The organism is Nocardioides sp. NBC_00850 (assembly GCF_045207335.1).
GTDB lineage: Bacteria > Actinomycetota > Actinomycetes > Propionibacteriales > Nocardioidaceae > Nocardioides.
This window is the reverse complement of sequence record NZ_CP108845.1, coordinates 5,905,998-5,932,996: the sequence shown is the minus strand read 5'-3', so window position 1 is coordinate 5,932,996 and position 26,999 is coordinate 5,905,998. Positions and strand designations below refer to the sequence as shown.

General features: G+C 69.2%; 23 protein-coding genes. 13 read left to right on the top strand and 10 right to left on the bottom strand.

Annotated features, from left to right (window positions below):
• Positions 1-11 precede the first annotated feature (11 nt).
• Together OH802_RS28735 and ettA are read left to right on the top strand one after the other, a co-directional pair.
• Complete coding sequence (locus tag OH802_RS28735; RefSeq protein ID WP_406023767.1) at positions 12-539, top strand: single-stranded DNA-binding protein; 528 nt, start codon at positions 12-14, stop codon at positions 537-539.
• 81 nt (positions 540-620) lie between these two features.
• Positions 621-2,303, top strand: coding sequence for an energy-dependent translational throttle protein EttA (gene ettA / locus OH802_RS28730; protein WP_378819475.1), 1,683 nt, complete (start codon positions 621-623; stop codon positions 2,301-2,303).
• Between the two features lie 81 nt (positions 2,304-2,384).
• Here the strand turns inward: ettA and OH802_RS28725 are convergent, their stop codons facing one another.
• On the bottom strand, positions 2,385-3,680 hold the full coding sequence (locus OH802_RS28725) for an MFS transporter (RefSeq protein WP_406023766.1): 1,296 nt from the start codon (positions 3,678-3,680) through the stop codon (positions 2,385-2,387).
• A 230-nt stretch (positions 3,681-3,910) separates the two neighbouring features.
• On the opposite strand from OH802_RS28725, the gene OH802_RS28720 reads away from it, so the two are divergent.
• On the top strand, positions 3,911-4,390 hold the full coding sequence (locus OH802_RS28720; protein ID WP_406023765.1) for a MarR family winged helix-turn-helix transcriptional regulator: 480 nt from the start codon (positions 3,911-3,913) through the stop codon (positions 4,388-4,390).
• 54 nt (positions 4,391-4,444) lie between these two features.
• Here the strand turns inward: OH802_RS28720 and OH802_RS28715 are convergent, their stop codons facing one another.
• Positions 4,445-5,659, bottom strand: a complete 1,215-nt coding sequence (locus OH802_RS28715) for an acetyl-CoA C-acetyltransferase (protein ID WP_406023764.1) — start codon at positions 5,657-5,659, stop codon at positions 4,445-4,447.
• Between the two features lie 136 nt (positions 5,660-5,795).
• Between OH802_RS28715 and OH802_RS28710 the strand changes: the two genes are divergently transcribed.
• Positions 5,796-6,638 (top strand): acyl-CoA thioesterase, encoded by an 843-nt coding sequence (locus OH802_RS28710; protein WP_406023763.1) that lies wholly within the window; start codon positions 5,796-5,798, stop codon positions 6,636-6,638.
• 6 nt (positions 6,639-6,644) lie between these two features.
• Here OH802_RS28710 and OH802_RS28705 read toward each other — a convergent pair whose 3' ends face one another.
• The 3 genes from OH802_RS28705 to OH802_RS28695 form a co-directional block, all read right to left on the bottom strand.
• Positions 6,645-7,199: a hypothetical protein gene (locus OH802_RS28705; RefSeq protein WP_406023762.1), complete on the bottom strand. Its 555-nt coding sequence runs from the start codon at positions 7,197-7,199 to the stop codon at positions 6,645-6,647.
• A 94-nt stretch (positions 7,200-7,293) separates the two neighbouring features.
• Positions 7,294-8,253 (bottom strand): DUF389 domain-containing protein, encoded by a 960-nt coding sequence (locus OH802_RS28700; RefSeq protein ID WP_406023761.1) that lies wholly within the window; start codon positions 8,251-8,253, stop codon positions 7,294-7,296.
• Positions 8,254-8,299: 46 nt separating this feature from the next.
• On the bottom strand, positions 8,300-9,328 hold the full coding sequence (locus OH802_RS28695; RefSeq protein WP_406023760.1) for a magnesium transporter CorA family protein: 1,029 nt from the start codon (positions 9,326-9,328) through the stop codon (positions 8,300-8,302).
• Between the two features lie 164 nt (positions 9,329-9,492).
• On the opposite strand from OH802_RS28695, the gene OH802_RS28690 reads away from it, so the two are divergent.
• From OH802_RS28690 to OH802_RS28665, 6 genes are read left to right on the top strand one after another with little or no spacing between them, the layout of a single operon-like run.
• Positions 9,493-9,645, top strand: a complete 153-nt coding sequence (locus OH802_RS28690; protein WP_406023759.1) for a hypothetical protein — start codon at positions 9,493-9,495, stop codon at positions 9,643-9,645.
• A complete protein-coding gene (gene kdpA, locus OH802_RS28685) occupies positions 9,642-11,306 on the top strand; it encodes a potassium-transporting ATPase subunit KdpA (RefSeq protein WP_406023758.1) in 1,665 nt (554 codons plus the stop codon). Before OH802_RS28690 ends, kdpA begins: the two co-directional genes overlap by 4 nt.
• The gene (gene kdpB, locus OH802_RS28680) at positions 11,303-13,375 is read left to right on the top strand and encodes a potassium-transporting ATPase subunit KdpB (protein ID WP_406023757.1); all 2,073 of its coding nucleotides are present in this window, start codon (positions 11,303-11,305) and stop codon (positions 13,373-13,375) included. Before kdpA ends, kdpB begins: the two co-directional genes overlap by 4 nt.
• 2 nt (positions 13,376-13,377) lie before the next feature.
• A complete protein-coding gene (gene kdpC, locus OH802_RS28675; RefSeq protein WP_406023756.1) occupies positions 13,378-13,989 on the top strand; it encodes a potassium-transporting ATPase subunit KdpC in 612 nt (203 codons plus the stop codon).
• An 8-nt stretch (positions 13,990-13,997) separates the two neighbouring features.
• Positions 13,998-16,541 carry a DUF4118 domain-containing protein gene (locus OH802_RS28670; protein ID WP_406023755.1) on the top strand — a complete coding sequence of 848 codons (2,544 nt, stop codon included), beginning with the start codon at positions 13,998-14,000 and terminating at the stop codon, positions 16,539-16,541.
• The gene (locus tag OH802_RS28665; RefSeq protein ID WP_406023754.1) at positions 16,541-17,227 is read left to right on the top strand and encodes a response regulator; all 687 of its coding nucleotides are present in this window, start codon (positions 16,541-16,543) and stop codon (positions 17,225-17,227) included. The genes OH802_RS28670 and OH802_RS28665 overlap by 1 nt, the downstream gene beginning before the upstream one ends.
• On the opposite strand, the gene OH802_RS28660 is transcribed toward OH802_RS28665, so the two are convergent.
• On the bottom strand, positions 17,203-17,526 hold the full coding sequence (locus OH802_RS28660; RefSeq protein ID WP_406023753.1) for a hypothetical protein: 324 nt from the start codon (positions 17,524-17,526) through the stop codon (positions 17,203-17,205). The two genes, OH802_RS28665 and OH802_RS28660, sit on opposite strands and share 25 nt — an antisense overlap.
• 234 nt (positions 17,527-17,760) lie before the next feature.
• Here OH802_RS28660 and OH802_RS28655 point away from each other — a divergent pair, with 234 nt between their 5' ends.
• The gene (locus OH802_RS28655; protein ID WP_406029431.1) at positions 17,761-19,572 is read left to right on the top strand and encodes an amino acid transporter; all 1,812 of its coding nucleotides are present in this window, start codon (positions 17,761-17,763) and stop codon (positions 19,570-19,572) included.
• 28 nt (positions 19,573-19,600) lie between these two features.
• Here OH802_RS28655 and OH802_RS28650 read toward each other — a convergent pair whose 3' ends face one another.
• Positions 19,601-19,969 (bottom strand): globin, encoded by a 369-nt coding sequence (locus tag OH802_RS28650; RefSeq protein WP_141805961.1) that lies wholly within the window; start codon positions 19,967-19,969, stop codon positions 19,601-19,603.
• An 86-nt stretch (positions 19,970-20,055) separates the two neighbouring features.
• Between OH802_RS28650 and OH802_RS28645 the strand changes: the two genes are divergently transcribed.
• Positions 20,056-20,481 (top strand): OsmC family peroxiredoxin, encoded by a 426-nt coding sequence (locus OH802_RS28645; protein ID WP_406023752.1) that lies wholly within the window; start codon positions 20,056-20,058, stop codon positions 20,479-20,481.
• A gap of 54 nt (positions 20,482-20,535) precedes the next feature.
• Here the strand turns inward: OH802_RS28645 and OH802_RS28640 are convergent, their stop codons facing one another.
• The gene (locus OH802_RS28640; protein ID WP_406023751.1) at positions 20,536-21,477 is read right to left on the bottom strand and encodes a mechanosensitive ion channel family protein; all 942 of its coding nucleotides are present in this window, start codon (positions 21,475-21,477) and stop codon (positions 20,536-20,538) included.
• A 120-nt stretch (positions 21,478-21,597) separates the two neighbouring features.
• Here OH802_RS28640 and OH802_RS28635 point away from each other — a divergent pair, with 120 nt between their 5' ends.
• The gene (locus OH802_RS28635) at positions 21,598-21,888 is read left to right on the top strand and encodes a hypothetical protein (protein ID WP_406023750.1); all 291 of its coding nucleotides are present in this window, start codon (positions 21,598-21,600) and stop codon (positions 21,886-21,888) included.
• Positions 21,889-21,915: 27 nt separating this feature from the next.
• Here the strand turns inward: OH802_RS28635 and helR are convergent, their stop codons facing one another.
• Complete coding sequence (gene helR, locus OH802_RS28630; protein ID WP_406023749.1) at positions 21,916-24,162, bottom strand: RNA polymerase recycling motor ATPase HelR; 2,247 nt, start codon at positions 24,160-24,162, stop codon at positions 21,916-21,918.
• A 199-nt stretch (positions 24,163-24,361) separates the two neighbouring features.
• On the bottom strand, positions 24,362-26,905 hold the full coding sequence (gene pepN, locus OH802_RS28625) for an aminopeptidase N (RefSeq protein ID WP_406023748.1): 2,544 nt from the start codon (positions 26,903-26,905) through the stop codon (positions 24,362-24,364).
• Positions 26,906-26,999: the final 94 nt, after the last annotated feature.

Below are 26,999 nucleotides of genomic sequence, written 5' to 3'. Positions count from 1 at the left end.
AGGAGACAACGATGAACGACTCGATCATCACCCTGCGCGGCCACGTCGGCGCCGACCCCGTCGTGCGCAGCGTCGGTGAGTTCTCAGTCGCGAACTTCCGGATGGCGTGCACACCGCGGAAGCTCAACCGGTCCACCGGAGAGTGGAGCGACGGCGTGACGCAATGGTTCTCGGTGAGTGCCTGGCGTCAGCTGGGGGAGAACGTCGGGCGCTCGCTTCGCAAGGGCGACCCCGTGGTCGTCCAGGGGCGGCTGTCGGCTCGCAGCTACGTCAACAAGGACGGGCTCGAGGTCAACACCTTCGAGGTCGAGGCGACCGTCGTCGGCCACGACCTCAACCGCGGCATGAGCAGCCTTTCGCGGAACCCGCGCACCCTGGCCGCGGCCGCCGCCCCTGCCCCCGAACCCCGCGACGACGACCCCGAGCGCGACCCGCTCGCCGGCTGGCGGGCCCCGGGCGCGGACCCGTGGGACCAGAAGCCGGCGGCCGAGGACGATGGCGAGGCGCCCGCCGAGACGGAGACGTCTGTGGCGGCGTGAGGTGAGCCGGGCGGGTGTCGGGCCCTGTGGCGGGGTGCGCCGGTTGTACCGGCGTGCCTCTCCCTCATTAGGGTGGGCCCTATGGCCGACTACATCCTCTCCCTGCGCAATGTGCGCAAGGCCCATGGCGACAAGGTCGTCCTCGACAACGTCACCCTCTCGTTCCTGCACGGTGCCAAGATCGGCGTCGTCGGCCCGAACGGCATGGGTAAGTCCTCGCTGCTCAAGCTGATGGCGGGGCTGGACCATCCCAACAACGGCGACATCGTCCGCGACCAGGACGCGACCGTCGGGATGCTCCAGCAGGAGCCGCCGCTGACCGAGGGCAAGACCGTCCTCGAGAACGTCGAGGAGGCGGTCGGCGAGATCAAGACGAAGATGAAGCGCCTCGAGGACGCCTACATGGAGATGGGTGACCCCGACGCCGACCAGGACGCCCTGATGGCCGAGACCGGCGAGCTCCAGACCTTCCTCGACAACATCAACGCCTGGGACATCGACTCCAAGCTGGAGCAGGCCATGGACGCGCTGCGCTGCCCTCCGGGCGACGCGCTCGTCGACAACCTCTCCGGTGGTGAGCGCCGCCGCGTCGCGCTGTGCAAGCTGCTCCTGCAGGAGCCCGACCTGCTGCTGCTCGACGAGCCCACCAACCACCTCGACGCCGAGTCGGTGCAGTGGCTCGAAGGTCACCTGAAGAGCTACAAGGGCGCCGTCCTGGCGGTCACCCACGACCGTTACTTCCTCGACAACGTCGCCGAGTGGATCGCCGAGGTCGACCGCGGCTCGATCCACGGCTACGAGGGCAACTACTCCACCTACCTGGAGACCAAGAAGGACCGCCTCAAGGTCGAGGGCCTCAAGGACGCCAAGCGCGCCCGGATGCTCGAGAAGGAGCTGGAGTGGGTCCGCTCCAACGCCAAGGCCCGCCAGACCAAGTCGAAGTCGCGTCTGGCCCGCTACGAGGAGCTCGCCGCCGAGGCCGACAAGGCCCGCAAGATCGACACCGCCGACATCAACATCCCGCCGGGCCCGCGCCTGGGCGACGTGGTGATGGAGGCCAAGGGCCTGGTCAAGGGCTTCGAGGGCCGCACGCTGTGGGACGACATCTCGTTCTCGCTCCCGCGTGCGGGCATCGTCGGCATCGTCGGCCCCAACGGTGTCGGCAAGACCACGCTGTTCCGGATGATCACCGGCTCCGAGAAGCCCGACGCAGGTGAGCTCAACGTCGGCCAGACGGTGAAGATCTCCTACGTCGACCAGAGCCGCGGTGGCATCGACCCCAACAAGAACGTCTGGGAGGTCGTCTCCGACGGCCTGGACTTCATCAAGGTCGCCAACTTCGAGATGAACTCGCGCGCCTACGTCGCCTCCTTCGGCTTCAAGGGTCCCGACCAGCAGAAGAAGGCCGGCGTGCTCTCCGGTGGTGAGCGCAACCGCCTCAACCTCGCGCTCACCCTGAAGCAGGGCGGCAACATGCTGCTGCTCGACGAGCCCACCAACGACCTCGACGTCGAGACGCTCTCGTCGCTCGAGGACGCGCTGCTCGACTTCCCCGGCTGCGCCGTGGTCACCTCCCACGACCGGTGGTTCCTCGACCGCATCGCCACCCACATCCTCGCCTGGGAGGGCACCGAGGAGAAGGAGGGTGAGTGGTTCTGGTTCGAGGGCAACTTCGAGTCCTACGAGGCCAACAAGATCGAGCGCCTCGGCCAGGAGGCCGCCCGCCCCCACCGCGTCACCCACCGTCGCCTCACCCGCGACTGACCAACCCGCGCCGAGTCGGCGCGTTCTGACCAAAACCCACGCCGAGTCGGCTCGTTACAACGAGCCGACTCGGCGCGTTTGTCACAGGGTGGCTGGCTCCTGGGTCTCCGCCGGGCGTACGCCGTTCACGGCGGGGGTGATCCGGCGCTCCAGGCGCATCGAGGCGGCGACGATGCCGACACAGCCGACCACCATCAGGGCGATGAATGCCGTCGACTGGCCGTGCTCGAGCAGGAACCCGGCCAGGATCGGGCCGATGATCGCACCGGTCTGGAACGAGGCGGAGTTGATCGCGTTGTAGCGGCCGCGCAGGTGGTCGGGCGCCATGTCGTTGGTCAGGGCGGGGTAGGCCGACTGCATCAGCGTCTCGCCGAGGGCGAAGAAGATCCCCTGGAAGGCGACCACGCCGACGATGGCCGCGACGGAGCCGGGCACCAGGCCGGTCGCTCCGAACACCACCCAGGCCAGGCCCCAGATCGCGGCGGTGGCGACGAGCACTCGAGTGCGCCGGCGTCCGCTGACCCGGTTCATCACCCAGAACTGGGCGAGCACGATCACGGCGCAGTTCACCACGAACGCGAACCCGATGACCCGGGTGGAGACCTCGGCGATCTGACGCGAGTAGGCCGGGAACCCGCTCTCGATCTGGCCATAGCCGAGGGTCGAGAGCAGCACCCCGATCACCACCAGCCAGATGACCTCCGGACGGCGCAGGATCGTGGCGTACGACGCGGTGGCGTCGGGCTCGTCGGCAGCAGGTCGCGCGGCGCGGCCGTGCAGATGACGCAGCGGGCCGAGCAGGACGAGGGCCGGGATCGTGAAGGTGGCGGCATTGGCGAGGAAGGCGTAGGTGAACGTCTCGGGCCGGCTCACGTCGATGAAGAGACCACCGATGACGCCGCCGACGCCGATGCCGAGGTTGATCAGCGCGAAGTTCACCCCGTAGTAGCGCTGCCGGAGCTCACCCTCGACCACGGTGGCGACCAGGGCGTTCGCGGCCGGCCAGGACACCCCGGCCTGGACGCCCAGAAGGCACAGCGCCGCACCGGCGAGCACCGGGGTGGTGGCGAAGGCGAGCATGACGTCACCCGCGATTGCGCAGACCAGGCCGCCGAGGATGACGGGACGGGCTCCGTACTTGTCGATCAGGCTGCCCGCCGGACCGGTGACCACGAAGCCGACGATGGCGATCAGGCCCATCAGGGTGCCGGCGAGACCGAGGTCGAAGCCGCGTACCTCATGCAGGTAGATGATCGTGAACGGCAGCGTCATGCCGCGACCGAGGAGCTGGATCGCAACCGTCGACAGGAGCCAGCGGCCCTCGCGTGGAAGTGCGGCTATGAAGTCACGGAGACCGAGAGCAGGGGGAGTCGACACCGAACAATCTTCGCCTTTACCTGGAGCCGTGGCGAATTGTTTCTAGGGCCTGTGAAGGCTCGGGGGCCGGTCCGATCGCCGGGCTAAGGTCCCGGGTCATTCTGCCGTTGGTCCCGGCTGTTTCAGGGCTCTCGTCCCGGGTGTGAATCGAACCTTCGGTGACAACTTCCTCGCCGTTAAGGGGTGCCAGTGCATGGAACAGCCCGTAGACAGGGCTAACGTAATGCCCCGTGGGTGATGAGACTCGGTGGCTGGACGAAGGGCAACAGCGCTCCTGGCGTGCGCTGATGATGGGGATGACCCTGCTCGATGACCGCCTGGATGCCGATCTACGCGCCCGCTTCGACATCTCGCTCCCGGAGTACGAGATCCTCGTACGCCTCTCCGAGAACGACGGCGCCATGCGGATGGCTCAGCTCGCTGACTCCCTGGCCCACTCGCGCTCCCGGATCACCCACACGATCACCCGGATGGAGCGTGCCGGACTGGTCGAACGCCGCAACTCGGCCGACGACGGCCGCGGTGTCGTCGCCACCCTCAGCGAGCGTGGCCTCGAGCTGCTGCGCGAGGCGGCTCCGGTCCACGTCACCGGCGTACGCGACTACCTCATCGATCTGGTCAGCGAGGAAGACTTCGCGGCTTTGGGCCGAGTGATGAACGCCGTCTCCGACCACCTGATCAGCGACCGCCCCGGCATCGAGATGCGCTGAAACGCCGACTCGGCGCGCCTGCCTGGGGCAGACGCGCCGAGTCGAGGGGGTGTGTCAGATGCGCTCGAGGATCATCGCCATGCCCTGGCCGCCGCCGACGCACATGGTGATCAGACCGGTGGTCTTGTCGTGCCAGTCGAGGCTGTTGAGCATGGTGTTCTGCAGGCGCGCGCCGGTCATGCCGAAGGGGTGACCGACGGCGATGGCGCCGCCGTTGATGTTGAGGCGGTCGATGTCGATGCCGAGGTCCTGGTAGGACGGGATCACCTGGGCCGCGAAGGCCTCGTTGATCTCGACCAGGTCGATGTCGCCGATCGACATGCCGGCGTACTTGAGTGCGTTCCGGGTCGCCTCGACCGGGCCGAGGCCCATGATCTCGGGGGAGAGGCCGGAGACGCCGGTGGACACGATCCGGGCCAGCGGGGTGACACCGAGCTCGGCGGCCTTGGTGTCCGACATGACCACGACGGCGGCGGCGCCGTCGTTGAGGGCGCAGCAGTTGCCGGCGGTGACGGTGCCGTCCTCGCGGAAGACCGGCTTGAGGCCGGAGATGGCCTCCAGGGTCACGCCCGCACGGGGGCCGTCGTCGCCCGAGACGACGGTGCCGTCGGGGGTGGTGACCGGGGTGATCTCGCGGGCCCAGAAGCCGTCGGCGATGGCCTTCTCGGCGAGGTTCTGTGAGCGTACGCCGAACTCGTCCATCTCCTGGCGCGAGATGCCGCGCGAGGTGGCGAGGTTCTCAGCGGTCTGGCCCATCGCGATGTAGACGTCCGGCAGCAGGCCGTCCTCGCGCGGGTCGTGCCACTTCTCGTTGGTCCCGGCGGTCGCGGTGGTCCGCGACTGGGCGTCGTCGAAGAGGTGGTTGACGGTGTCGGGCAGGTGGTCGGAGGTGCCCTTGAAGAAGCGGGACACGGTCTCGACACCGGCCGAGACGATGATGTCGGCCTCGCCGGCCTTGATCGCGTGCAGCGCCATCCGCGAGGTCTGCACCGAGGAGGAGCAGTAGCGGGTGATGGTCGCGCCGGGCACCTTGTCCCAGCCGTTCAGCACGGAGACCACGCGGCCCATGTTGTTGCCCGACTCGCCGCCCGGCAGACCACACCCGAGCAGCAGGTCGTCGATGTCGTTGGGGTCGAGGCCCTCGACCTTGCCGACGGCTTCCTTGGTGATGAGTGCGGCAAGGTCGTCGGGACGGAAGTCCTTCAGAGATCCCTTGTTGGCTCGCCCGATCGGGGTGCGGGCGGCGGCGACGATGACTGCCTCAGGCATGAAGACTCCCGGTTACTGATGAGTAGGTAGAACTGTGGTCGACACCATACTCGCCCGGACAGCGTCTGGTCGCCAGGCCCAGTGCCCAAGATGATCTGGAAGGATCGGCCACGTGCGCCACCTCTACGAATGCCCCATGCGTTGGGCCGACCTCGACATGCTCGGCCACGTCAACAACGTCGTCTACGTCGACTACCTCCAAGAGGCGCGCGTGGACATGCTGCGCACGCACGCCCGGAGCCCGCAGACCCAGGGCCTGGCCGAGGGAGTCGTGGTGGCCAGCCATCAGGTCACGTACGTCGCCCCGCTGCTCTTCGACTTCACGCCGGTCTACGTCGAGTCATGGGTGACCGACATCCGGGCGGCCAGCTTCACGATGGCCTACGAGATCTTCCGGGACCAGCCCGACGGCACCCGCAAGGTCTTCGTGCGGGCGAGCACCGTCCTGGCGCCGTACGTCTTCGCCACCGAGTCGCCGCGCCGGCTCAAGCCTGAGGAGAAGGCCAACCTCCAGCCGTACCTCGAGGACCACCCCGAGGGATGGTCGCCGAAGCCGCTCGCCCTGGGTGAGCCGAAGCGGCTCGAGGACGGGCGCTTCCCGCTCTTCGTCCGTTTCTCCGACGTCGACGCCTACGGGCACGTGAACAATGTGAAGTACTTCGAGTACTTCCAGGAGTCGCGACTGGCACTGATGATGCGGCTCAGGTCGCACCACGGCATCGAAGGCTGGCCGTCCGTCGTGGTCGCGCAGACCGACGTCACCTACCACGCGCCGGTCCTGGCTCGCTCGGAGCCGTACGACGTGTGGAGCTACGTCTCCCGGCTGGGCACCAAGTCGATGACGATCGAGTCGGAGATCGCCGACGGAGACCTCAGGCTCGCCCGCGGGCAGGTCACCCTGGTCTTCTACGACCTGGAGTCCGGGAAGGCCATCGAGCCCAGCCCGCAGGTGCGTGCGGCCGTCGAGAGCGTGCTCTAGGCAGGCTCAGTCGCGCCGGTCGTCTTCGTCGCAGTCGTCGCGGCGGTCGTAGCGGTGCTCATAGTGCTGGTCGCGCCAGCAGTCGTCGCCGTTGTCGCTGTCGCCGTACCAACCATCCGCGTCCCACTGACTCCAGTCCCAGCCGTCCTGGGTCGCGGTGAAGTCCTGCCCGGGCATGGCCGGGACCTGGCCAGAGGTCTCGTCCGACTTCTCGCCGCCGCGCGTCTTCCGGGCGCTCAGCGTGCTGCCGTCGGTGGGCTGGTTCGCGTTCGGCGCCGAGTCGGGCGGCGCGAGCAGGTCACGGGAGGCGAGCTGAGTGGCGAGCGAGGCGTCGGCCGGAGGAGGCAGCGTGCCGACCGAGGTGTCCTCGGCGGCGTCGATGGGCTCGGGCGGACCGGTCGGGCCATCGGCGAGCCGGTTCTGCAGGCCGGTCGCCTGGTGCGCGGGCCGGCTCGACTGGTCCGGTCCGATCGACCGTATCCCGCCGATGAGCAGTGCCATCGCGACGAGGGCGACGACTGCAAGCCCGACTCCGACGATAGCCCGCTGAATTGCCCGCATGCGTCCTCCGAGAGCGCTCTGGTCAACCAAATGTTCTGCTTGAGTCCAGTAGCCTCCCAGTGCTTGCGTCGGTTGTCGAGAAGCGGGACCTTTGTCAGCGTTTCTTGAGCCGCGCCGCCACCAGCGCCCGGCGCTCGGAGATGCGTTGCCACACGAACTGTTGGATGAGGAGGGTCAGCCAGCCGGCGAGTGCCATGCCGGAGATGTTGACGACGAGCTGCAGGGTGCTGCCCCAGATCTCCTCGCCGAGCCCGAAGGCGAGACCCAGCGCCACGTTGGCGGCCGCCGGGATGGTCGTGACCGAGATGAACACGCCGGACAGGTTGCCCACCCTGGCCGAGGTCAGCGCGAGCACTCCGGCGGCGGCTGCGATCAGCGCGACGATGAAGGACCACTTGTCGGGGGTGTAGATGAACGCCGTACCCGGTCGCTCCGCGGTGACGTTCGCGGCCGTGATCCAGCCCAGCCCGCGGGCGACGAGCGCGGCCAGCGTGGTCATGGTGATGCCGACCGCGAACCCCACCAGCAACGTACGCAGCGATTGGCCCAGCAGCCCGAAGCGGCGGCGCACCATCGCGACGCCGAGGGCGGCGATCGCGCCGAACTCGGGTCCGATGACCATCGCTCCGACGACCAGGATCTGGGAGTCGAGGACGATCGCGATGCCGGCCAGCATCGTGGCCAGGCTGATCAGGCTCAGGAAGGTCCAGTTGGTCTCGGAGTCCTCGTAGGCCCGCTGGGTGACGTCGGCCCACACGACCGAGTCTGCGCTGCTGCCCGGGGCGAGGTGGTCGGCGACCAGGCCGGCCTCGGACATCCACGTCTGGACGGGCTCGACATGGAGGCTGCCCTCCTTGGGCACACCCAGGTCGCGGAGCTGATCGATGATGTCGTTGGCCGCCTCCCGGGCGACCGCGGCAAGCACCACATCCCCCTCCGGACGCAGCGAGGCGCCCGGCAGGGACGAGAGCTCGCTGACGGCGGGGTCGGCGGTGAGGATTTCGAGGACCGCGGGCGTCAGGCGCGTCGGCGAGGTGATCCGCAGCTGCAACATGGGCACATTGTGGCCCAGGCGTTCGTCGTCGAGCCCGGCCCCCGGGTCACAGCCAGCGTCTGGCCTTGAGCAGCACGTACAGGACGATCGCGGCGACCACGATGATGCCGCTCGAGACGATGAAGCCGCTGAGCTGACCGAAGCCGGGGTACGGGACGTTCTGACCGAAGAAGCCGGTGACCAGGGTCGGGGCGGCGATGATGGCGACCCACGCCGAGATCCGCCGCATGTCGTCGTTCTGCCGCACCGAGGTCGCGGCCAGCTCCTCGGTGGCCAGCGCCAGGTGAGTGCTGGTGCGAGCCTGGTAGAAGTCGATCACTCCGCGTACGAACTCGCCCTGCCCGTCGGCCATGGTGCGCACCATGTCGAACCGGTCGGCCAGCTCGGCCGCTCGTGCCGCCAGGCCCGCGACCGGCCCGGTCCCGCGCCGCGCCACCGCGCGACATGTCTCCGCGCTGTGCGTGGCGATGGTGCGTACGGTCAGCAGCGCGTGACCGACCTGGAACAGGTCCTCCAGCAGGGTCGCCGGATCGTCGTCGGGGTCGTCGTCGGTGACCTGCTGCTCGATTCGTCCGGACTCGCGGGCGAGGTCGGCGACGAGCTGCGTCTCGCGGCGGATCATCGACGAGGCGATGGCGTGGGACAGGTCCCAGGACGTACGCAGGGCGACGTCGCCCTTCAGGATCCGCCGCCGCACGTGGTCGGTGTCGATGTGCGCCACCTCAGGCGCGACGACCGGGTTGACCGGCCCGTGCACGGTGACCAGGTAGTTCGCGCCGATGAACTGGTCGAGCTCGACGTAGTGCACGTGCCCACCGGTCCCGAGCTTCGGGGCGTGCAGCACCGTGAAGACGTGGTCCTCGTAGAAGTGGAACTTCGAGATGTGGTTGCGGGCCATGCAATCGCCCAGAGCGAGCGTGTGGAAGGGAAACCACTGGCCGAGCTGCTCGGACGCCTCCTCGTCGCACTGCGGCACGTCGATCCACACCACGGTGCCCGGCTCGTCGAGCAGATCGGGCACCTCCTTCGGGACGTGCTCGGTGAGCCCGGTCGGGCGCAGTGCGTAGACGATCATGTGTGGGGGCCTCTCCTCAGATCCAGTTGCTGCGGCGGAAGAGGATATAGAGGACGAGACTGACCGTGACACCCGGTCAAGGATGCGTCAATCGCGAGGCGTACGCCGTCAGGGAACCGTCAAGGCCGGACCTGACCGGCCTCAGGCGGGGCTGCAATGGAGTCGTGCCAGATCTCGTCTACATCCTCATCACGCTGGTGTCCTTCGCAGGGCTCGCCGCGCTCGTCGGTCTCATCGACCGGCGGCTGGGCCAGCCCTCCGACACCGACACCGGCGCCGCCCCCACCGAGACCGAGCCGCGGGCGGTGAACCGATGAGCCCCGTCGCCGCCGCCGTCCTGCAGATCGTCGTCCTGATCGCGGCGCTGGCCCTCGCGGTGCCTCTCCTGGGCCGCTACCTCGCCCACATCTACACCAGCCCGAAGCACCTGCGCGCCGAGACGGTCGCCTACCGGGCGCTCAAGGTCGATGCCGAGGCCGACCAGCACTGGCGCTCGTACGCGATGTCGGCGCTGGGCTTCTCGCTGGCCGGGATCCTGTTCCTGTTCGCCTTCGGCCGGCTGCAGAACCTGCTGCCGCTCGACGGAGGCTTCGACCCGTTGCCCAGCGACGGGGCCTGGAACACCGCGGTCTCGTTCGTGACCAACACCAACTGGCAGTGGTACTCCGGCGAGGCGGCCACGGGCCACCTGATCCAGATGGCCGGGCTTGCGGTGCAGAACTTCGTCTCCGCCGCGGTCGGTCTCTCCGTCGCCGCGGCCTTCGCGCGCGGGCTCGCCCGCACCCGCAGCCAGGGGAGGATCGGCAACTTCTGGGTCGACCTGGTGCGTACGACGGTCCGGGTCCTGCTGCCGGCGGCGTTCGTGGTCGCGATCGTGCTGGTCGCGGCCGGGGCGGTGCAGAACCTGCACGCCGTGCACGAGATGACCACCCTGACCGGCGGCACCCAGCCCCTGACCGGAGGCCCTGTCGCCAGCCAGGAGGCGATCAAGGAGCTCGGCACCAACGGCGGTGGCTTCTACAACGTCAACTCCGCACACCCCTTCGAGAACCCCAACCCGTTCACCAACCTGCTCGAGATCTGGGCGCTGCTCGTGCTGCCGTTCTCGATGGCCTGGGCCTTCGGCCTGATCGTCAAGGACAAGCGCCAAGGGGGCGCGGTGCTGGCCACGATGGGCACCCTGCTCACCGTCGGCATCACCTTGCTGACCTGGGCGGAGATGGCCGGTCCCGGCACCGCTCCGCAGCTCGCCGGAGCTGCGATGGAGGGCAAGGAGACCCGCTTCGGCGAGGCGGCCACCGCGCTCTTCGCCGCGGCCACCACCGGCACCTCGACCGGTGCCGTCAACGGCATGCACGAGAGCCTGACCGCCCCCGGTGGCGGCGTCGCGCTGTTCGGCATGATGCTCGGCGAGATCGCACCGGGCGGTGTCGGCTCCGGTCTCTACGGCATGCTCATGCTCGCCGTGGTCACGGTCTTCCTGTGCGGCCTGATGGTGGGACGTACGCCTGAATACCTCGGCAAGAAGATCAGCCGCGACGAGATGGTGCTGGTCGCGGTCTACATCCTGACCACCCCGATCCTGGTGCTGGTCGGCGCGGCGATCGCACTGACCGCTCCGGCAGGGCTGGCCGGTCTCTCGACCGACGGCCCGCACGGCCTCTCCGAGGCGCTGTACGCCGTCACCAGCGCCGCCAACAACAACGGCTCCGCCTTCGGCGGCATCACCTCGGGCACCCCGTTCTGGAACACGCTGCTCGGGATGCTGATGCTGCTCGGCCGGTTCGTCCCGATGATCTTCGTGCTCGCCCTGGCAGGCCGGTTCGCGACCGCCAACCGGCTGCCGGACAACGCCGGCACCCTGCCCACCCACCGTCCGCTCTTCGTAGGCCTGCTGACCGGCGTCGCGCTGGTCGTCGTCGGCCTGACCTTCGTCCCGGCTCTCATGCTGGGCCCGATCGTGGAGTCCCTGTCATGACCCAGACCCCCGTACGTACCCCTGAAGAACACACCGAGCACCACACCCGTGTCGAGGCGGCACCGTCGGTGCTCACGACCAAGCAGATCGCCGAGGCGGTGCCTGGTGCGCTGCGCAAGCTCGATCCCCGCAAGCTGGTGGCGACCCCCGTCATGCTCGTGGTCGAGATCGGTGCGGCCGCCACGACCGTCATGTCGGTCCTCGACCCGTCGGTGATCGGCTGGCTGGTCACCGTCTGGCTGTGGCTCACCGTCGTCTTCGGTTCGCTGGCCGAGTCGGTCGCCGAGGGCCGAGGCAAGGCCCAGGCGGCCAGCCTGCGTGCCCTGCAGACCGAGACCACCGCGCGGCGCCTGCACGGTGGCCTCGGCGGTGCCGAGGAGGTCGTCGCCTCCACCAGCCTGCGTGCCGGCGACGTCGTCGTGGTCGAGGCAGGCGAGCGGATCCCCGGTGACGGCGATGTCATCGAGGGGGTCGCGAGCGTCGACGAGAGCGCGGTGACCGGCGAGTCCGCTCCGGTGATCCGCGAGTCCGGCGGCGACCGGTCAGCGGTCACGGGCGGCACACTGGTCCTCTCGGACCGGATCGTCGTCCGGATCACCTCCGACCCGGGCCACTCCTTCGTGGACCGGATGATCGCCCTGGTCGAGGGCTCGGAGCGGCAGCGTACGCCGAACGAGATCGCGCTCAACGTGCTCCTGACCAGCCTGACCGCGATCTTCGTGGTCGTCTGCTGGAGCCTCTACTACCTGGCCGGCTACTCCGGCGCGCACCAGTCCTGGCTGGTCCTGACCGCGCTGCTGGTCTGCCTGATCCCGACCACCATCGGCGCGCTGCTGAGCGCGATCGGCATCGCCGGCATGGACCGGCTCGTACGCCGCAATGTCCTGGCGATGTCGGGAAGGGCTGTCGAGGCGGCCGGTGACGTCGACGTGCTCCTGCTGGACAAGACCGGCACGATCACGTACGGCAACCGGCAGGCGTACGAGATCATCCCGGTCACCGGGGTCACGCTGACCGGCGCCGAGAACGCAGCGGTCCTGGCCAGCCTCTCCGACCAGACGCCGGAGGGCCGAAGCATCCTGACGCTGGTGGGCCGGTCCATGGGCGGGCCGGCGGAGGCCACGATGGTCGACTTCTCCGCCACGACAAGGATGTCCGGCCTGGACAGCCCCGGCCTGAGCGTACGCAAGGGCGCCGCCTCCGCGGTGACGGCCTGGGTCAAGGAGAACGGCGGCCAGGTGCCCCCGGAGACCGCGGTGATCGTCTCCGAGATCGCCGAGACCGGTGGCACGCCGCTCGTCGTCGCCGAGCACCGCAACAGCGACCCGGCACGGGTGCTGGGCGTCGTACATCTCAAGGACGTCGTCAAGGACGGCATCCGCGAGCGGTTCGACGAGCTGCGCGCGATGGGCATCAAGACGGTGATGATCACCGGCGACAACGCGGCCACCGCCGCGGCGATCGCCAAGGAGGCGGGCGTCGACGACTTCCTCGCCGAGGCGACCCCGGAGGACAAGCTCGCGCTGATCCGCCAGGAGCAGCGCGGGGGACGGATGGTCGCGATGTGCGGCGATGGCACCAACGACGCGCCTGCGCTCGCGCAGGCTGACGTCGGCGTCGCGATGAACACCGGGACGACCGCGGCCAAGGAGGCCGGCAACATGGTCGACCTCGACTCCGACCCGACCAAGCTGATCGACGTGGTCGAGATCGGCAAGCAGCTGCTGATCACCCGGGGCGCCCTGACCACCTTCTCGGTGGCCAACGACGTCGCGAAGTACTTCGCGATCCTGCCGGCGATGTTCGTCGGCACCTTCCCCGCGCTGGACGTCCTCAACATCATGCGGCTCTCCTCGCCCGAGTCGGCCATCGTCTCCGCGGTGGTCTTCAACGCGCTGATCATCATCGCGCTGATCCCGCTGGCGCTGCGCGGCGTCCGCTACCGGCCGTCCTCGGCCTCGGCCCTGCTGCGCCGCAACCTGCTGGTCTACGGCGTCGGCGGTCTGATCGTGCCGTTCGTCGGGATCAAGCTGCTCGACCTCGTCATCTCCCTCATCCCAGGACTGTGAACATGTCTGATCTCTTTGCACTGCTACGTCACTCCCTCGCCGGGCTCCGCGTGCTCGTCGCCGCGACCCTGCTGTGCGGGATCGCCTACCCGCTCGCCGTCACCGGCGTCGCCCAGACCGCCTTCGGATGGCGTGCCGACGGCTCCCTGGTCACCGAGACCGGCGCGCACACCGACGACCCCGCCGAGGCGGTCGGCTCGGCCCTGATCGGGCAGGGCAACGACGACGAGGGGCTCTTCTATCCGCGTCCCAGCGCGGCCGGCGACGGCTGGGACACGCTGTCCACCTACGGCTCCAACCTCGGCCCGGAGGACCCGGACCTGGTCAAGGCGATCACGGAGCGCCAACGCGAGATCGCCGCGCGCGAAGGCGTCACGGTCGACCAGGTCCCCGCCGACGCCGTCACCACCTCCGCATCCGGCATCGACCCGGACATCTCACCGGCTTACGCAGCCCTCCAGGTGTCCCGGGTGGCTCGCGCCAACGGGCTCTCGGAGGGGGCGGTGACGGCGCTGGTGGCCGAGCACACCGACGGCCGGACCTTCGGGATCCTCGGTGAGCCGCGGGTCAACGTGCTCGAGCTCAACATCGCGGTGCGCGCGCAGAGAGGTTGAATAGGGACGTGCAGACCACGTCAACGGACGGACGGTCCCCGCGAAAGCGGGGCCGCCTGACCGTCTATCTCGGAGCCGCGCCAGGCGTCGGCAAGACGTACGCCATGCTCGGCGAGGCGCAGCGGCGCCAGGCGCGGGGGACCGATGTGGTCGTCGGGTTCGTCGAGACGCACGACCGCAGCAACACCGCGCGTCAGATCGAGGGGCTCGAGGTGATCCCGCGCCGGGAGATCGACTATCGCGGGGCGACCTTCACCGAGCTCGACGTGGAGGCGGTGATCGCCCGCGACCCGAAGGTGGTCTGCATCGACGAGCTCGCACACACCAACGTGCCCGGCAGCCGGCACACCAAACGGGCCCAGGACGTCGAGCAGATCCGCGCGGCGGGGATCGACGTGATCACCACCGTCAACATCCAGCACCTGGAGTCGCTCAACGACGAGGTCGAGCGGATCACCGGCGTACGCCAGCGGGAGACCGTGCCTGACGAGGTGGTCCGCACCGCCGACCAGATCCAGCTCGTCGACATGGCGCCCGACGCGCTGCGGCGACGGATGGCCCACGGCAACATCTACAAGCCCGACAACATCGATGCGAGCCTGACCTCCTACTTCCGGGTCGGCAACCTGACGGCGCTGCGCGAGCTGGCGTTGCTGTGGCTCGCCGACCGGGTCGACGACGCGCTCGGCGACTACCGGCGAGAGCACCGGATCGAGCACCCCTGGCCGACCAAGGAGCGGATCGTGGTCGCGGTCACCGGTGGGCCGGAGTCGGAGACGCTGCTGCGACGGGCGGCCCGGCTGTGCCAGCGCGCGAAGGGGTCCGAGCTGCTGGCGGTGCACGTGGTCACCGCCGATGGGCTGGCCAGACCGGAGGCCGGGTCGATCGAGCGCGTCCAGGCGCTGACCGCGTCGTTGGACGGCACCTTCCACAGCGTGATCGGTGAGGACGCGGCGACCGCCGTGGTCGACTTCGCGACCGGCGCCAACGCCACCATGATCATCGTCGGCGTCTCCCGTCACGGGCGGCTGCGGAGGCTCTTCACCGGCACCACCGGAGACCGGATCGCGGCCGCAGCCGGCTCGATCGACGTACACCTCGTCACCCACGAGGAGATCGCCCGCGGCTCGCGGGTCCGCGGCGGCCTCGGTTCACCGCTCAGCCGCACCCGGCAGGCTCTGGGCTGGCTGTGCGCGCTCCTGGTGCCCTCGGCCCTGGTCTGGCTGCTCCACAACGACGGCATCGAGGGCGACATCTCCAACCAGCTCCCGCTGGCCAGCATGCTGCTGCTCGCCGCCACCGTCCTGGTCGCGCTCGTGGGTGGGCGCTGGCCAGCCGTGGCCGCCGCTCTGGCCGGGTTCGCCCATCTGAACTGGTGGTTCACCCAGCCCGTACGTCGCTTCACCATCGCCGAGCCACGCAACCTGGTGATGCTGGTGATCTTCGTCGCGGTCGCGGTCGGCGTCGCCACCGTCGTCGACCGTGCCTCCCGGCGAGCGGCCGAAGCCCGCCAGGCCAGGGGAGAGGCGGCGACGATGGGGGCGCTGTCCCGCTCGGTGCTCACCGGCCAGGACACCGCCGAGGCGATCGTGGGCCGGGTGCGCGAGACGTTCGCCCAGCAGGCGGTGGTCCTGCTGGAGGAGACACCGCAGGGATGGGTACGGCTGGCGGGTGCCGGGGTCGGCTACCCGGCAGACCCGGACCAGGGCGATGCCCAGGTCGCCGTCGACGACGCCCACGTGATCGTCCTGCGTGGCACCCCGCTGCGGGCGACCGACCGACGGGTCCTGGAGGCCTTCGCGGTCCAGACGTCGCTTGTGCTGGAGCATCGGCGACTGCGCGACCAGGCCGACCGAGCCCTCGCCCTGGAGCGTGCGGAGCAGACCTCGACAGCGCTGCTTCGCGCGGTCTCGCACGACCTGCGTACGCCGCTGGCGACGATGCGGGCAGCCCTCGACGGTCTGCTCGTGGGCAGGGTGCCGGAGGAGGACCGCAAGGAGCTCGTCGAGTCGGCCGCGACCTCCGCCGACCAGCTCGAGGCGCTCATCGACAACCTGCTCGACCTATCCCGGGTCGAGGCGGGTCTGGTGCACCCCGCGATGCGGGACGTCAGCCTGGAGGAGTCGCTGCCGCTGGCGGTGGCCGGCCTGCCGCCCGGATCGATCGCCTTCGAGGTCGGTGAGGACACCCCGCTCGTACGCACCGACTCGGGACTGCTCGAGCGCATCGTCGCCAACCTGGTCAGCAACGCGGTCCGGGTCAGCCGTCAGGGGCCCAACGCCGGCGAGCCGGTGCGCGTCCTGGCGCACGAGACACCGGAGACTGTGGAGGTGATGATCGTCGATCGCGGACCTGGGGTGCCCGAGGAGCAGAGGGAGCGGATGTTCGAGCCGTTCCAGCGTCTCGACGACACCTCGGCCGGTGGGCTGGGGCTCGGCCTTGCCGTGGCCAAAGGCCTGAGCGAGGCGCTGGGCATCCGGCTCTCGGCCGAGGACACCCCCGGCGGCGGCCTGACCATGGTCGTCGCGGTGCCGCGCGCGAGGAAGATGTGATGAGCCGCGTACTCGTGGTGGACGACGAGCCCGCACTGCTGCGGGCGCTCGCCATCAACCTGCGCGCCGCCGGCTGGGAGGTCGAGACGGCGACGGACGGCCGCTCGGCGCTCGCCGCGGCCGCGGCGACGCACCCCGATGTCGTCCTGCTCGACCTCGGGCTCCCGGACCTGGACGGCACCGAGGTGATCGAGGGGCTGCGGGGCTGGACCCAGGTGCCGGTGGTCGTGCTCTCCGCCCGTCAGCACGGCGACGACAAGATCGAGGCGCTCGACCTGGGCGCCGACGACTACGTCACCAAGCCGTTCGCGATGAACGAGCTGATGGCCCGGCTGAGAGCCGCCGTACGCCGCTCCCAGGAGTCCGCGCCCCCGGCCGCGACCACGCTCGCCATCGGTGACCTGGAGATCGACTTCGCCCGCAAGCGGGTGCACAAGGCCGGGGACGACGTACGCCTCACCCCGACCGAGTGGTCCTTCCTGGAGCTGCTCGCCCGCAACGTCGGCCGGCTGGTCCCGCGAGAGCAGATCCTCAAGGAGGTCTGGGGTCCCGCCTATGCCAAGGAGACCCACTACCTGCGCGTCTACGCCGCCCAGCTGCGCCGCAAGCTCGAGGACGACCCCTCGCATCCGCGTTACCTGGTCACCACCTCCGGAGTCGGCTACACCCTCGACCCGGGCGAGTAGAGCGACGCCGCCGCCCCCAGGGCCAGAAGCAGCGCCAGGTGGCGGAGGTCGCTGGCGGCGAAGGTCAGCTGACCGCCGGTGTTGACGGCGAACCCGGTGACCAGCCCCCATCCCGTCAACGCCAGCAGCAGGGCGTACGGCACGGTCAGCATCAGCGCGGCCCCGGTGCTCAGAGCGACCATCGTGACCAGGCAGGCCGAGAAGCCGACGCCGGCCACGGTGAGGACAGCCGTGGCCACCAGCAGCATGGCGGCCGCCGCTCCGGCGCGTACCGCCGTGACCTTCTCCAGCAGCTCCATGTCCCCAGCCTGTGCCCATGATCAGGCCCCGGCGGAGGTCTGGACGCTCTCCTGACACTCGCCTCGCGGAATCTTGACGGAATCCTTACGCCTCTCCGCGGGCCTCGGATGCCGCATTTGGGTCCACCGGCCTGAAGAATTGATCGGGTGACCGCTGTGATCGCGGCGAGCAGCGCCCCCGGTGCTGCAGCGCCCACCGAGACCCACGAGAAGAAGCACCCGTGGTGGCGGGTGATGTGCCTGACCGGTGTCGACTACTTCTCGACGCTGGGCTACCAGCCGGGCATCGCCGCGCTCGCCGCCGGCCTGCTCTCGCCGATCGCAACGCTGGTCCTGGTCGGGCTGACCCTGCTCGGTGCGCTCCCGGTCTACCGCCGCGTCGCGGCCGAGAGCCCGCACGGCCAGGGCTCGATCGCGATGCTCGAACGGCTGCTGTCCCGCTGGGGCGGCAAGGCGTTCGTGCTCGCCCTGCTCGGCTTCGCGGCCACCGACTTCATCATCACGATGACCCTCTCCGCCGCCGACGGTGCCGCGCACGTGGTGGAGAACCCGCTCTTCCCGTCCACCTGGGACGGGCACAACATGCTGATCACCCTGGTGCTGCTGGCCGCCCTGGCGGCGGTGTTCCTGAAGGGGTTCACCGAGGCGATCGGGATCGCGGTCGGCCTGGTCATCACCTACCTCACCCTCAACGCGGTGGTCCTGGTCGTCGGTCTGGTGCATGTGTTCAGCGATCCGAGCGTCTTCACCCGCTGGAACGACGCGCTCTTCGTCGAACACGGCAACATCACGACGATGATCGCCGTCTCGCTCCTGGTCTTCCCCAAGCTCGCCCTCGGGATGAGCGGCTTCGAGACCGGCGTCGCGGTGATGCCGCAGGTCAAGGGCGACAAGGACGACACCGAGCAGAACCCGGCCGGCCGGATCCGAGGCACGAAGAAGCTGCTCACCGCTGCCGCTCTGACGATGAGTGTGTTCCTGATCGCCTCGTCCTGGGTGACCACCCTGCTGATCCCGGCCGAGAAGTTCCAGGAGGGCGGCGAGGCCAACGGCCGAGCCTTGGCCTACCTCGCGCACGACTACCTCGGCAGCGCGTTCGGGACCGTCTACGACGTCTCCACCATCCTCATCCTGTGGTTCGCCGGCGCCTCGGCGATGGCCGGCCTGCTCAACCTGATCCCGCGCTACCTGCCGCGCTACGGGATGTCACCGGAATGGGCGGCAGCGACCCGGCCGCTGGTGGTGACCATCTCGGCCGCGGCCTTCCTGATCACCTGGATCTTCGACGCCGACGTGGACGCCCAGGGTGGGGCGTACGCGACGGGTGTGCTGGTCCTGATGCTCTCCGCGGCCGTGGCGGTGACCCTGGCCGCGCGCAAGGCCGGCCAGAAGGTGCGTACAGTCCTGTTCGGCCTGATCGCGGCCGTGTTCGCCTACACCACGGTCTCCAACGTGATCGAGCGTCCCGACGGCGTCAAGATCGCCGCCTGCTTCATCGCCGCCATCATCGGGGTCTCGCTGATCTCCCGGATCATGCGCTCCTTCGAGCTGCGCGTGACCAGTGTCGCGCTGGACAAGAGGACAGAGACGTTCCTGCGCGACTGCGCGCGCCGCCGGATCCGACTCATCGCCAACGAGCACGAGGGCACCGAAGGGCCGGAGGAGTACGACGACAAGCTGCGCCAGATCGTCGCCGACAACGACTTGACCGACGACGGCGACATCATCTTCGTCGAGGTGCTCGTCACCGACCCCTCCGACTTCGAAGGCACCCTGAAGGTACGCGGCGAGGTGATCGGGCACCGTCGCGTGCTGCGTCTGGAGGCACCGTCGGTGCCCAACGCGCTGGCCGCCGTCCTGCTCCACGTCCGCGACGTCACCGGCGTGGTGCCGCACATCTACTTCGAGTGGACCGAGGGCAACCCTGCCGTCAACCTGCTGCGGTTCCTGTTCATCGGGGTCGGCGAGGTCGCCCCGACCACCCGAGAGATCCTGCGGCGCGCCGAGCCGGACCGGAGCCGGCGGCCGCACGTGCACGTGGGCTGAGCCCTTCGGGCTCAGCTCGGCGTGTTGATCATGCTGTGTTGACCATAAACGTGGCCGCGTGCTCGGCGTACGCCCAGAACTGCGCGTCCTGCTCCGGGGTCAGCCCGGCTGCGTCGAGGCCCTCGCGGAAGTGCTGGAGCCAGCGGTCGCGGGCCTCCGAGGTGACCTCGAACGGGGCGTGACGCATCCGCAGGCGCGGGTGGCCGCGCTGCTCGGAGTAGGTCGTCGGGCCGCCCCAGTACTGAGCCAGGAAGAGCGTCAGCCGTTCCTGCGCCGGACCGAGATCCTCCTCGGGGTACATCGGCCGCATCAGCTCGTCGGTCGCCACGCCCTCGTAGAACTTGGCCACGATCGTGCGGATGGTGTCCATCCCGCCGATCTCCTCATAAAACGTCACTGAGCCATTCTTCCACGCGGGTCCGCGCTCGCCTGCCGTGGCAGGATCGGGGGCGTACGCATTCACACGAACTTTGGGAGATAACGATGGCCACCACCCGCACCGCCACCACCGTCTGGGAGGGCTCGCTCTTCGAGGGCGCCGGCAAGGTGACGCTGGACTCCTCGGGCCTGGGGACCTACGACGTCTCGTGGCCGGCCCGCACGGAGGCGCCCGGCGGCAAGACCAGCCCCGAGGAGCTCATCGCCGCCGCCCACTCCTCCTGCTTCTCGATGGCCTTCTCCAACGGCCTGGCCGAGAACGGCACCCCGCCGACCAGCCTGCAGACCAGCGCCGAGGTCGAGTTCACCCCCGGCAAGGGCATCACCGGCATCAAGCTGACCACCCGTGGTGTGGTCAAGGGGCTCGACAACGAGGCCTTCGTCCGCCTCGCCGAGGCCGCCAAGGCCGGCTGCCCGGTCAGCCAGGCTCTCACCGGCACCACCATCACCCTCGACGCCGCCCTCGCCTGAAATGTAGTGATGCCCCGGCCGGAGCCGGGGCATCACTGGCGGCGTACGTCAGGCCTAGGCCGTCTGCTCCTCTTCGGCGGCCTTCTCCTCGCGGTGCCAGATGACCCGCTGCGGGAAGGGCATCTCGATGCCCTCGTAGTCGAGGCGGGCCTTGATCCGCTGGCGCATCTCGCGCGCGATCGCCCACTGCTTGAGCGGCAGGGTCTTGATCAGCACCCGCAGGGTGATGGAGTCGGCGGCCAGCGCCTCGACGCCGGTGACCTCGGGCTCCTCGATGATCTGGCCCTTGAAGTCCTCGTCGACCCACAGGTCGTGGGAGACCTCGCGCAGCACGCGCTGCACCTTGTTGAGGTCCTCGTTGTAGCCGACGCCGACGTCGATGACGGCGCGAGCCCAGTTCTGGCTGTGGTTGCCGACGGTGAGGATCTCGCCGTTGGGGATGTACCAGACAGTGCCGTCGAGCGAGCGCAGCCGGGTGATCCGCAGCGTCACGGCCTCGACGGTGCCGCTGATGTTGTTGACCTCGATGCTGTCACCGACGCCGTACTGGTCCTCGATGATCATGAAGATGCCGGACAGGTAGTCCCGCACCAGCGACTGGGCGCCGAAACCGAGCGCCAGACCGACGATCCCGGCCGAGGCGATGATCGGGGCGATGTTGATGCCGAGCTGGTCCAGGATCATGGTGGCGAAGATCGCGACCATGACGCCGGTGACGACGCTCTTGAACAGCGAGCCGATCGCCTGGGCGCGCTGACTGCGGCGCGATGACGCGACGCTGGTGTCGCCTCCCTCAGCCATCTTGGTGATCTTGCCGCTCAGCCCGGGGGCCTCCACGGCGCGGACGACGACCTTGTCGATCACCCGATGCAGTATCCAGCGGAGCACGATCGCCAGCAGGATCAGGCCGGCGATACGCAAGGGGATGCCGATCACCCATTCGCCGAGCGTCGACCAGGAGACCGAGATCAGTGGGGGGTTCGGGGGGATGGACATGGGTTCCAGTATCCAAGCCGTTCAAGGTCGACGGCCAATCCCCGGCAGGGCATCGACTCCCGCCGCGACGACGAGGGGCAGAGATGAGAACCAGGACGTACGCCGGTTAGTATCTGCCCCGTGAGCAACCAGATCCTGCGCCGCGCCGGCCTCCTCGGCGCCTCCGCCTCCGCCGCCGTCGTCGCCTCTGTTGCTACCGCCGGCCCCGCCAGCGCCGAGGTTCCCCACGGCTGGCCGGTCGCCGAGGAGATGACCGCCTCCGGTCTGCTCCTGCTCATCCTGCTCATCCCGGTGATCCTGATGGTGATCATCTCCCTGCTGGTGCTCCTGCCGGGTGTGTTCCGCGGCGAGGGGCTGCTGCCCAAGCCTCACAAGGCCGAGGACGACAACCTCCCCGCCGCGACGCACTGACCCTCGGGTCGCTCAGCTGAGCCTGTCTCACACGAGAATGGCCAGCTGCTGGGTCGCCCGCGTCATCGCGACGTAGCGGTCGACGGCACCCTCGATCCCGGTCCCGTACGTCTCGGGATCGATGAGGACGACCAGGTCGAACTCGAGCCCCTTGGCGTGCACAGGGCTCAACCGGCGTACGCGGCCTTCGTTGATGTCCGATGAGCCGGCGGCGATCACACAGGCGACGCCCTCCTCGTTCTCGGCGAGCCAGGTGTCCAGGATCACGTCGAGATCCGCGACGGGACCGTGGACGACCGGGATGCCGGAGGCACGGATCGACGTGGGCACGTTGGCGTCGGGGATTGCTGCACGGATGACCGGCTCGGCCTCGGTCATCACCTCCTCGGGCGTGCGGTAGTTGATGCTCAGGCCGGCCATCTCGATCCGGTCCAGGCCCACGCGCTCGAGCCGCTCCTGCCAGGACTCGGTGAACCCGTGCCGCGCCTGGGCGCGGTCACCGACGATCGTGAAGCTGCGCGAGGGGCAGCGACTGATCAGCATCTGCCACTCGGCGTCGGTCAGCTCCTGCGCCTCGTCGACGACGATGTGCGCGAACGGGCCGGCGTACGGGTCGAGCTCCTCCGGTTCCCGCACCGAGTCGTCGAGGAGGGCGGTGCGCAGGTCTTGGCCGCGCAGCATCGACATCACCTTCATGTCGGAGTCGTCGTGGCTGATCAGGTCCGAGACGACCGCTGCCTTCGCCTTCCGGTCGGCGGCCGCCGCTGCCTTTTGAGCGCTCCGGCGCCGCGAGGCGTCGGGGTCGCCGAGCCGACGGTGGGCGGCGTCGAGCAGCGGCAGGTCCGCCTCGGTCCAGGCCTGGCCGGCCTGGACAATCCGGTCGCGCTGCAGCGTCTTCACCTCCTCCGGAGTGAGCCAGGGCGCGCACATCCGCAGGAACGCGGGCACCTCCCACAGGTCCCCGACGATGTCGGCCGGTCGCAGCCGCGGCCAGACCTCGCCGAAGACGTCGAGCAGCCCGGCGTTGGTCCCCAGCGAGGCGCGCAGGGCGTCGGTCGAGTCCTCGTCGACGAGGCCGTATGCGTCGAACTCGTCCTCCTCCTGGTCCGAGTCACCCCAGTCGTCGAGGTCCGCCTCGGCGTCGTAGTCGCGGTCGGGGTCGGCGCCGGTGTTCTCCTGGATCCTCTCGGTCACGATCCTCAACAGCGCCTCCCAGACCTGGTCGCGGGCGTCGTTGTGCGGCGTACCCTGCTCGGCCGCGGCGATCGCCTCGGCCCAGTCGCCGGTGCTGATCACCGCGTCGCCGTAGGGGGTCTCGACCAGAGTCGGCTTCGACGGAGGCTTCTCGTAGAGCGCCACCGCGGGCTCGATCGCCGCGACCATCCGGGCGTCGGCCTTCAGCCGGGCGACCTCGGCGTCCGTCTCCGGCACCAGCGAGGCACCCTCCGGGACCATCCGGCGCAGCGTGGTGGTGCGTACGCCCTCCTCACCCAGGCTCGGCAGCACGTCCGCGACATAGGAGAGGTAGGGCTCGTGCGGTCCCACGAACAGCACCCCACCCTTGCCCTCGCCCAGGCGCGGGTCGGAGTAGAGGAGGTACGCCGTGCGGTGCAGCGCCACCACGGTCTTGCCCGTCCCCGGACCGCCGTCGACGACCAGCGCGCCCCGCGAGGACGCTCGGACGATGGCGTCCTGGTCGGCCTGGATGGTGCCGAGCACGTCGCGCATCCGCGGCGAGCGGCTGCTGCCGAGCGTGGCGATGAAGGTCGACTGGTCATCGAGAGCGGCGTGCCCCTCGAGCCCCTCGGCGGTGAAGACCTCGTCCCAGTAGTCGGTGATCCGCCCGTTGGTCCAGCGGTAACGGCGCCGGCTCAGCAGCCCGCGCGGGTCGGCGTGGGTGGCCGCGAAGAACGGCTCCGCGGCCGGCGAGCGCCAGTCGACCAGCAGCCGCTGCCCGTCGCTCGCGGTCAGCCCGAGCCGCCCGATGTAGATCGTGGTGTCGGAATCCGTGACGATCCGCCCCAGGCACAGGTCCAGACTGAACCTGCGCAGCATCCGCAGTTGCCCACCGATCCGGTGCACCTCCAGATCGCGGTCCATCGCCTCCTGACCGTGCCCGCCCGGGCGGCGGCGTACGTCGTCCAGCCGTTCGTTCAGCTCAGCGATCTGCTCCTCGAGGCTCTTCGCGATGGCAGCGAAGTGCTGCTCGTCCTCAGCGATCAATGCCGGGTCCGCCTTGGCGTCGTGACGGCCCGCGAGATCGAATGCTTGCAACGTTGAATCCCCTGTCTGATCAGGCGTTTTACCTGTTCGAGGAGGAGATTCTGCCCCAAGCCGGGGGTCTTGCGGCAAGCCCCTATATGCGCTATAAAGTTGTTAGTGGAAGGGAGAGATTCCCTTCCTTTCTTGGTTTTCGAGCAGATATGAAGGACCCCCGGAAGCAGGTGCTCCCGGGGGTCCTTCGTGTGTGGTGCTACTGCGCGTCGCGCTCCTGGGCGGCGAGGGCGCGGGCGACCTCGTCACGTCCCTCGCGGACGTACCGCTTGGCGGCGGGTTCGGCGGGGGAGGTCTCGAGCCACTTGTCGGCCTTCTCCAGGAGTTCGGGGGAGGCGGCCGGCTTCGGGAAGATGAACTCCAGCACCGTCGAGGCGCGGTGGGTGCCGAGGTGGTCCCAGAGGGTGTCGGCGGCCTCGAAGTAGCGGTCGACGAAGGGCGCGAGCACCTCGTCCTGCCCGCCACGCTGGAACGAGGTCACGATCGAGCGCGCGGTCTCGTTGGGCACATCGGTGCGGACGACGACCGACTCCCAGGCGGCCTCCTTGGCCTCGGCGGTCGGCTGCGCGGCGCGGGCGGCAGCGGCCTTCTCCTGGCCGGAGATGGTGTTGTCGCGCTCGAGCTCGGCGGCGATCTCGGCCTCACCGAAGGTGCCCGAGGCGGCCAGGCCGGTGACGAGCGCCCAGCGCAGGTCCTGGTCGATGTCGAGACCGTCGAAGGCCAGGTCGCCGGAGAGCAGACCCTTGAGGTCGGCGATCGCGGCCTCGGAGCGGGCTGCGGCGGCGTACGTCCGGGCGAAGGTCAGCTGGTGGTCGCTGCTCGGCGCGGCGGCCGCCAGCAGGTCCCTGAGGCCGCTCTCCCAGCGCGCCTTGAGGGCGTCGCGGTTGGCCGGTGCCGAGAACGAGCCGACCGCCTGGGCGGCGAAGACCGGGATCCGGGTGACGCCCCAGGCGTCGGTCTCCTGGCCGATGTTGGCGAGCACGAGCTCGACGAAGTCGCTCGCCCGCATCTCGGCGTCGCGGGTCATGTCCCAGGTCGCACCCCAGATCAGCGCGCGCGAGAGGGAGTCGTCCAGCGCGGACAGCGACGACAGCGCGGTGGCCAGCGAGCGCTCGTCGAGCCGGATCTTGGCGTACGTCAGGTCGCCCTCGTTCAGCAGCAGCAGGTCGGGCTGCTTGACGCCGTCGAGCTGAGGAACCGAGGTCAGCTCACCGGTGACGTCGATCTCGAACGCGTCGCGGCGCACCAGCGAACCGTCGACCAGGTCGTAGAGGCCGAGGCCGATGCGGTGGCGGCGGAGCGTGGGGTAGTCGGCCGCGGCGGTCTGCTTGACCGCGAAGGAGGCGTAGGAGCCGTCCTCGGCGAGCGCGAACTCGGGAGCGAGGGTGTTGACGCCGGCGGTCTGCAGCCACTCCTGGGCCCAGCCCTGGAGCTCACGCCCGGAGGCGGCCTCGAGGTGGCGCAGCAGGTCCTTGAACTCGGAGTTCCCGTAGGCGAACTCCTTGAAGTAGGCCTTCAGCCCCTCCAGGAACGGCTCCAGCCCGACCCACGCCACGAGCTGCTTCAGGACGGAGGCGCCCTTGGCGTAGGTGATCATGTCGAAGTTGACCTCGACGGCCTGCAGGTCGTAGTTGTCCGCGGCGATCGGGTGGGTCGTGGGCAGCTGGTCCTGGCGGTAGCCGGTCTGCTTGCGCGCGTTGGTGAAGCCGGTCCAGGCGTCGGTGAACTCGGTCGCGTTGGCCTGGGCGTGGTAGCAGGCCCACTCGGCGAAGGACTCGTTGAGCCAGAGGTCGTCCCACCACTTCATGGTGACCAGGTCGCCGAACCACATGTGCGCCATCTCGTGGAGGATCACCGAGGCGCGGAAGTCGTAGAAGGAGCGCGGCTGCTTGGAGCGCGGCAGGTACTCGTCGCGCAGCGTCACGGCGCCGGCGTTCTCCATCGCGCCCATGTTGTATTCGGGCACGTAGAGCTGGTCGTACTTCCCGAAGGGGTAGGGGAAGTCGAAGGCGTCCTCGAAGAACTCGAAGCCCTGCTTGGTGATCTTCACGACCTCGTCGCGGTCGAGGTGGGGGACCAGCGACTGGCGGCAGTAGTGACCCAGCGGGATGGTGCCGAACTTGCCCTCGTAGACGTCCTGGACCTCGTGGTACTCACCGGCGATCAGCGCGGTGATGTAGGTCGACATCTTCTTGGTGGGCTCGAAGTCCCAGGTCGCGCGGCCGTCGCCCAGCGGCTTCGGCTCGGGCGTGACGGCGTTGGAGACGACCTTCCAGCCCTCGGGAGCGGTCACGTGGAAGGTGAAGACGGACTTGAGGTCGGGCTGCTCGAAGGTGGTGTAGACGCGGCGCGCGTCGGGGACCTCGAACTGGGAGTAGAGGTAGACGCGGTCGTCGGCGGGGTCGACGAAGCGGTGCAGCCCCTCGCCGGTGTGGGAGTAGGCGCAGTCGGCCTTGACGACGAGCACGTTCTCGGCGGCGAGGCCGTCGAGGAGAATCCGAGAGTCCTGGTACGCCACCGCGGGGTCGAGGGCCACGCCGTTGAGCGTGATCTCGTGGACCGTCGCGCCGACCAGATCGGCGAAGGTCGAGGCTCCGGCCTCGGTGGAGGTGAAGGTGATCGTCGTCGTCGAACCGAAGGTCTCAGTACCCGTGGTGAGGTCGAGATCGATGTCGTACGACAGGACGTCGAGGAGTGCGGCCCTAGCGGTGGCTTCGGCGCGCGTCAGATTGGTTCCAGGCATGGCTGGATCCTCTCACTGTGCCCGGAATTCGAGACATTTATATAGCGCTTGTTGCCCGTTCTTGGGAGTCGCTGAGCGTGAAAAGTAAAAATAC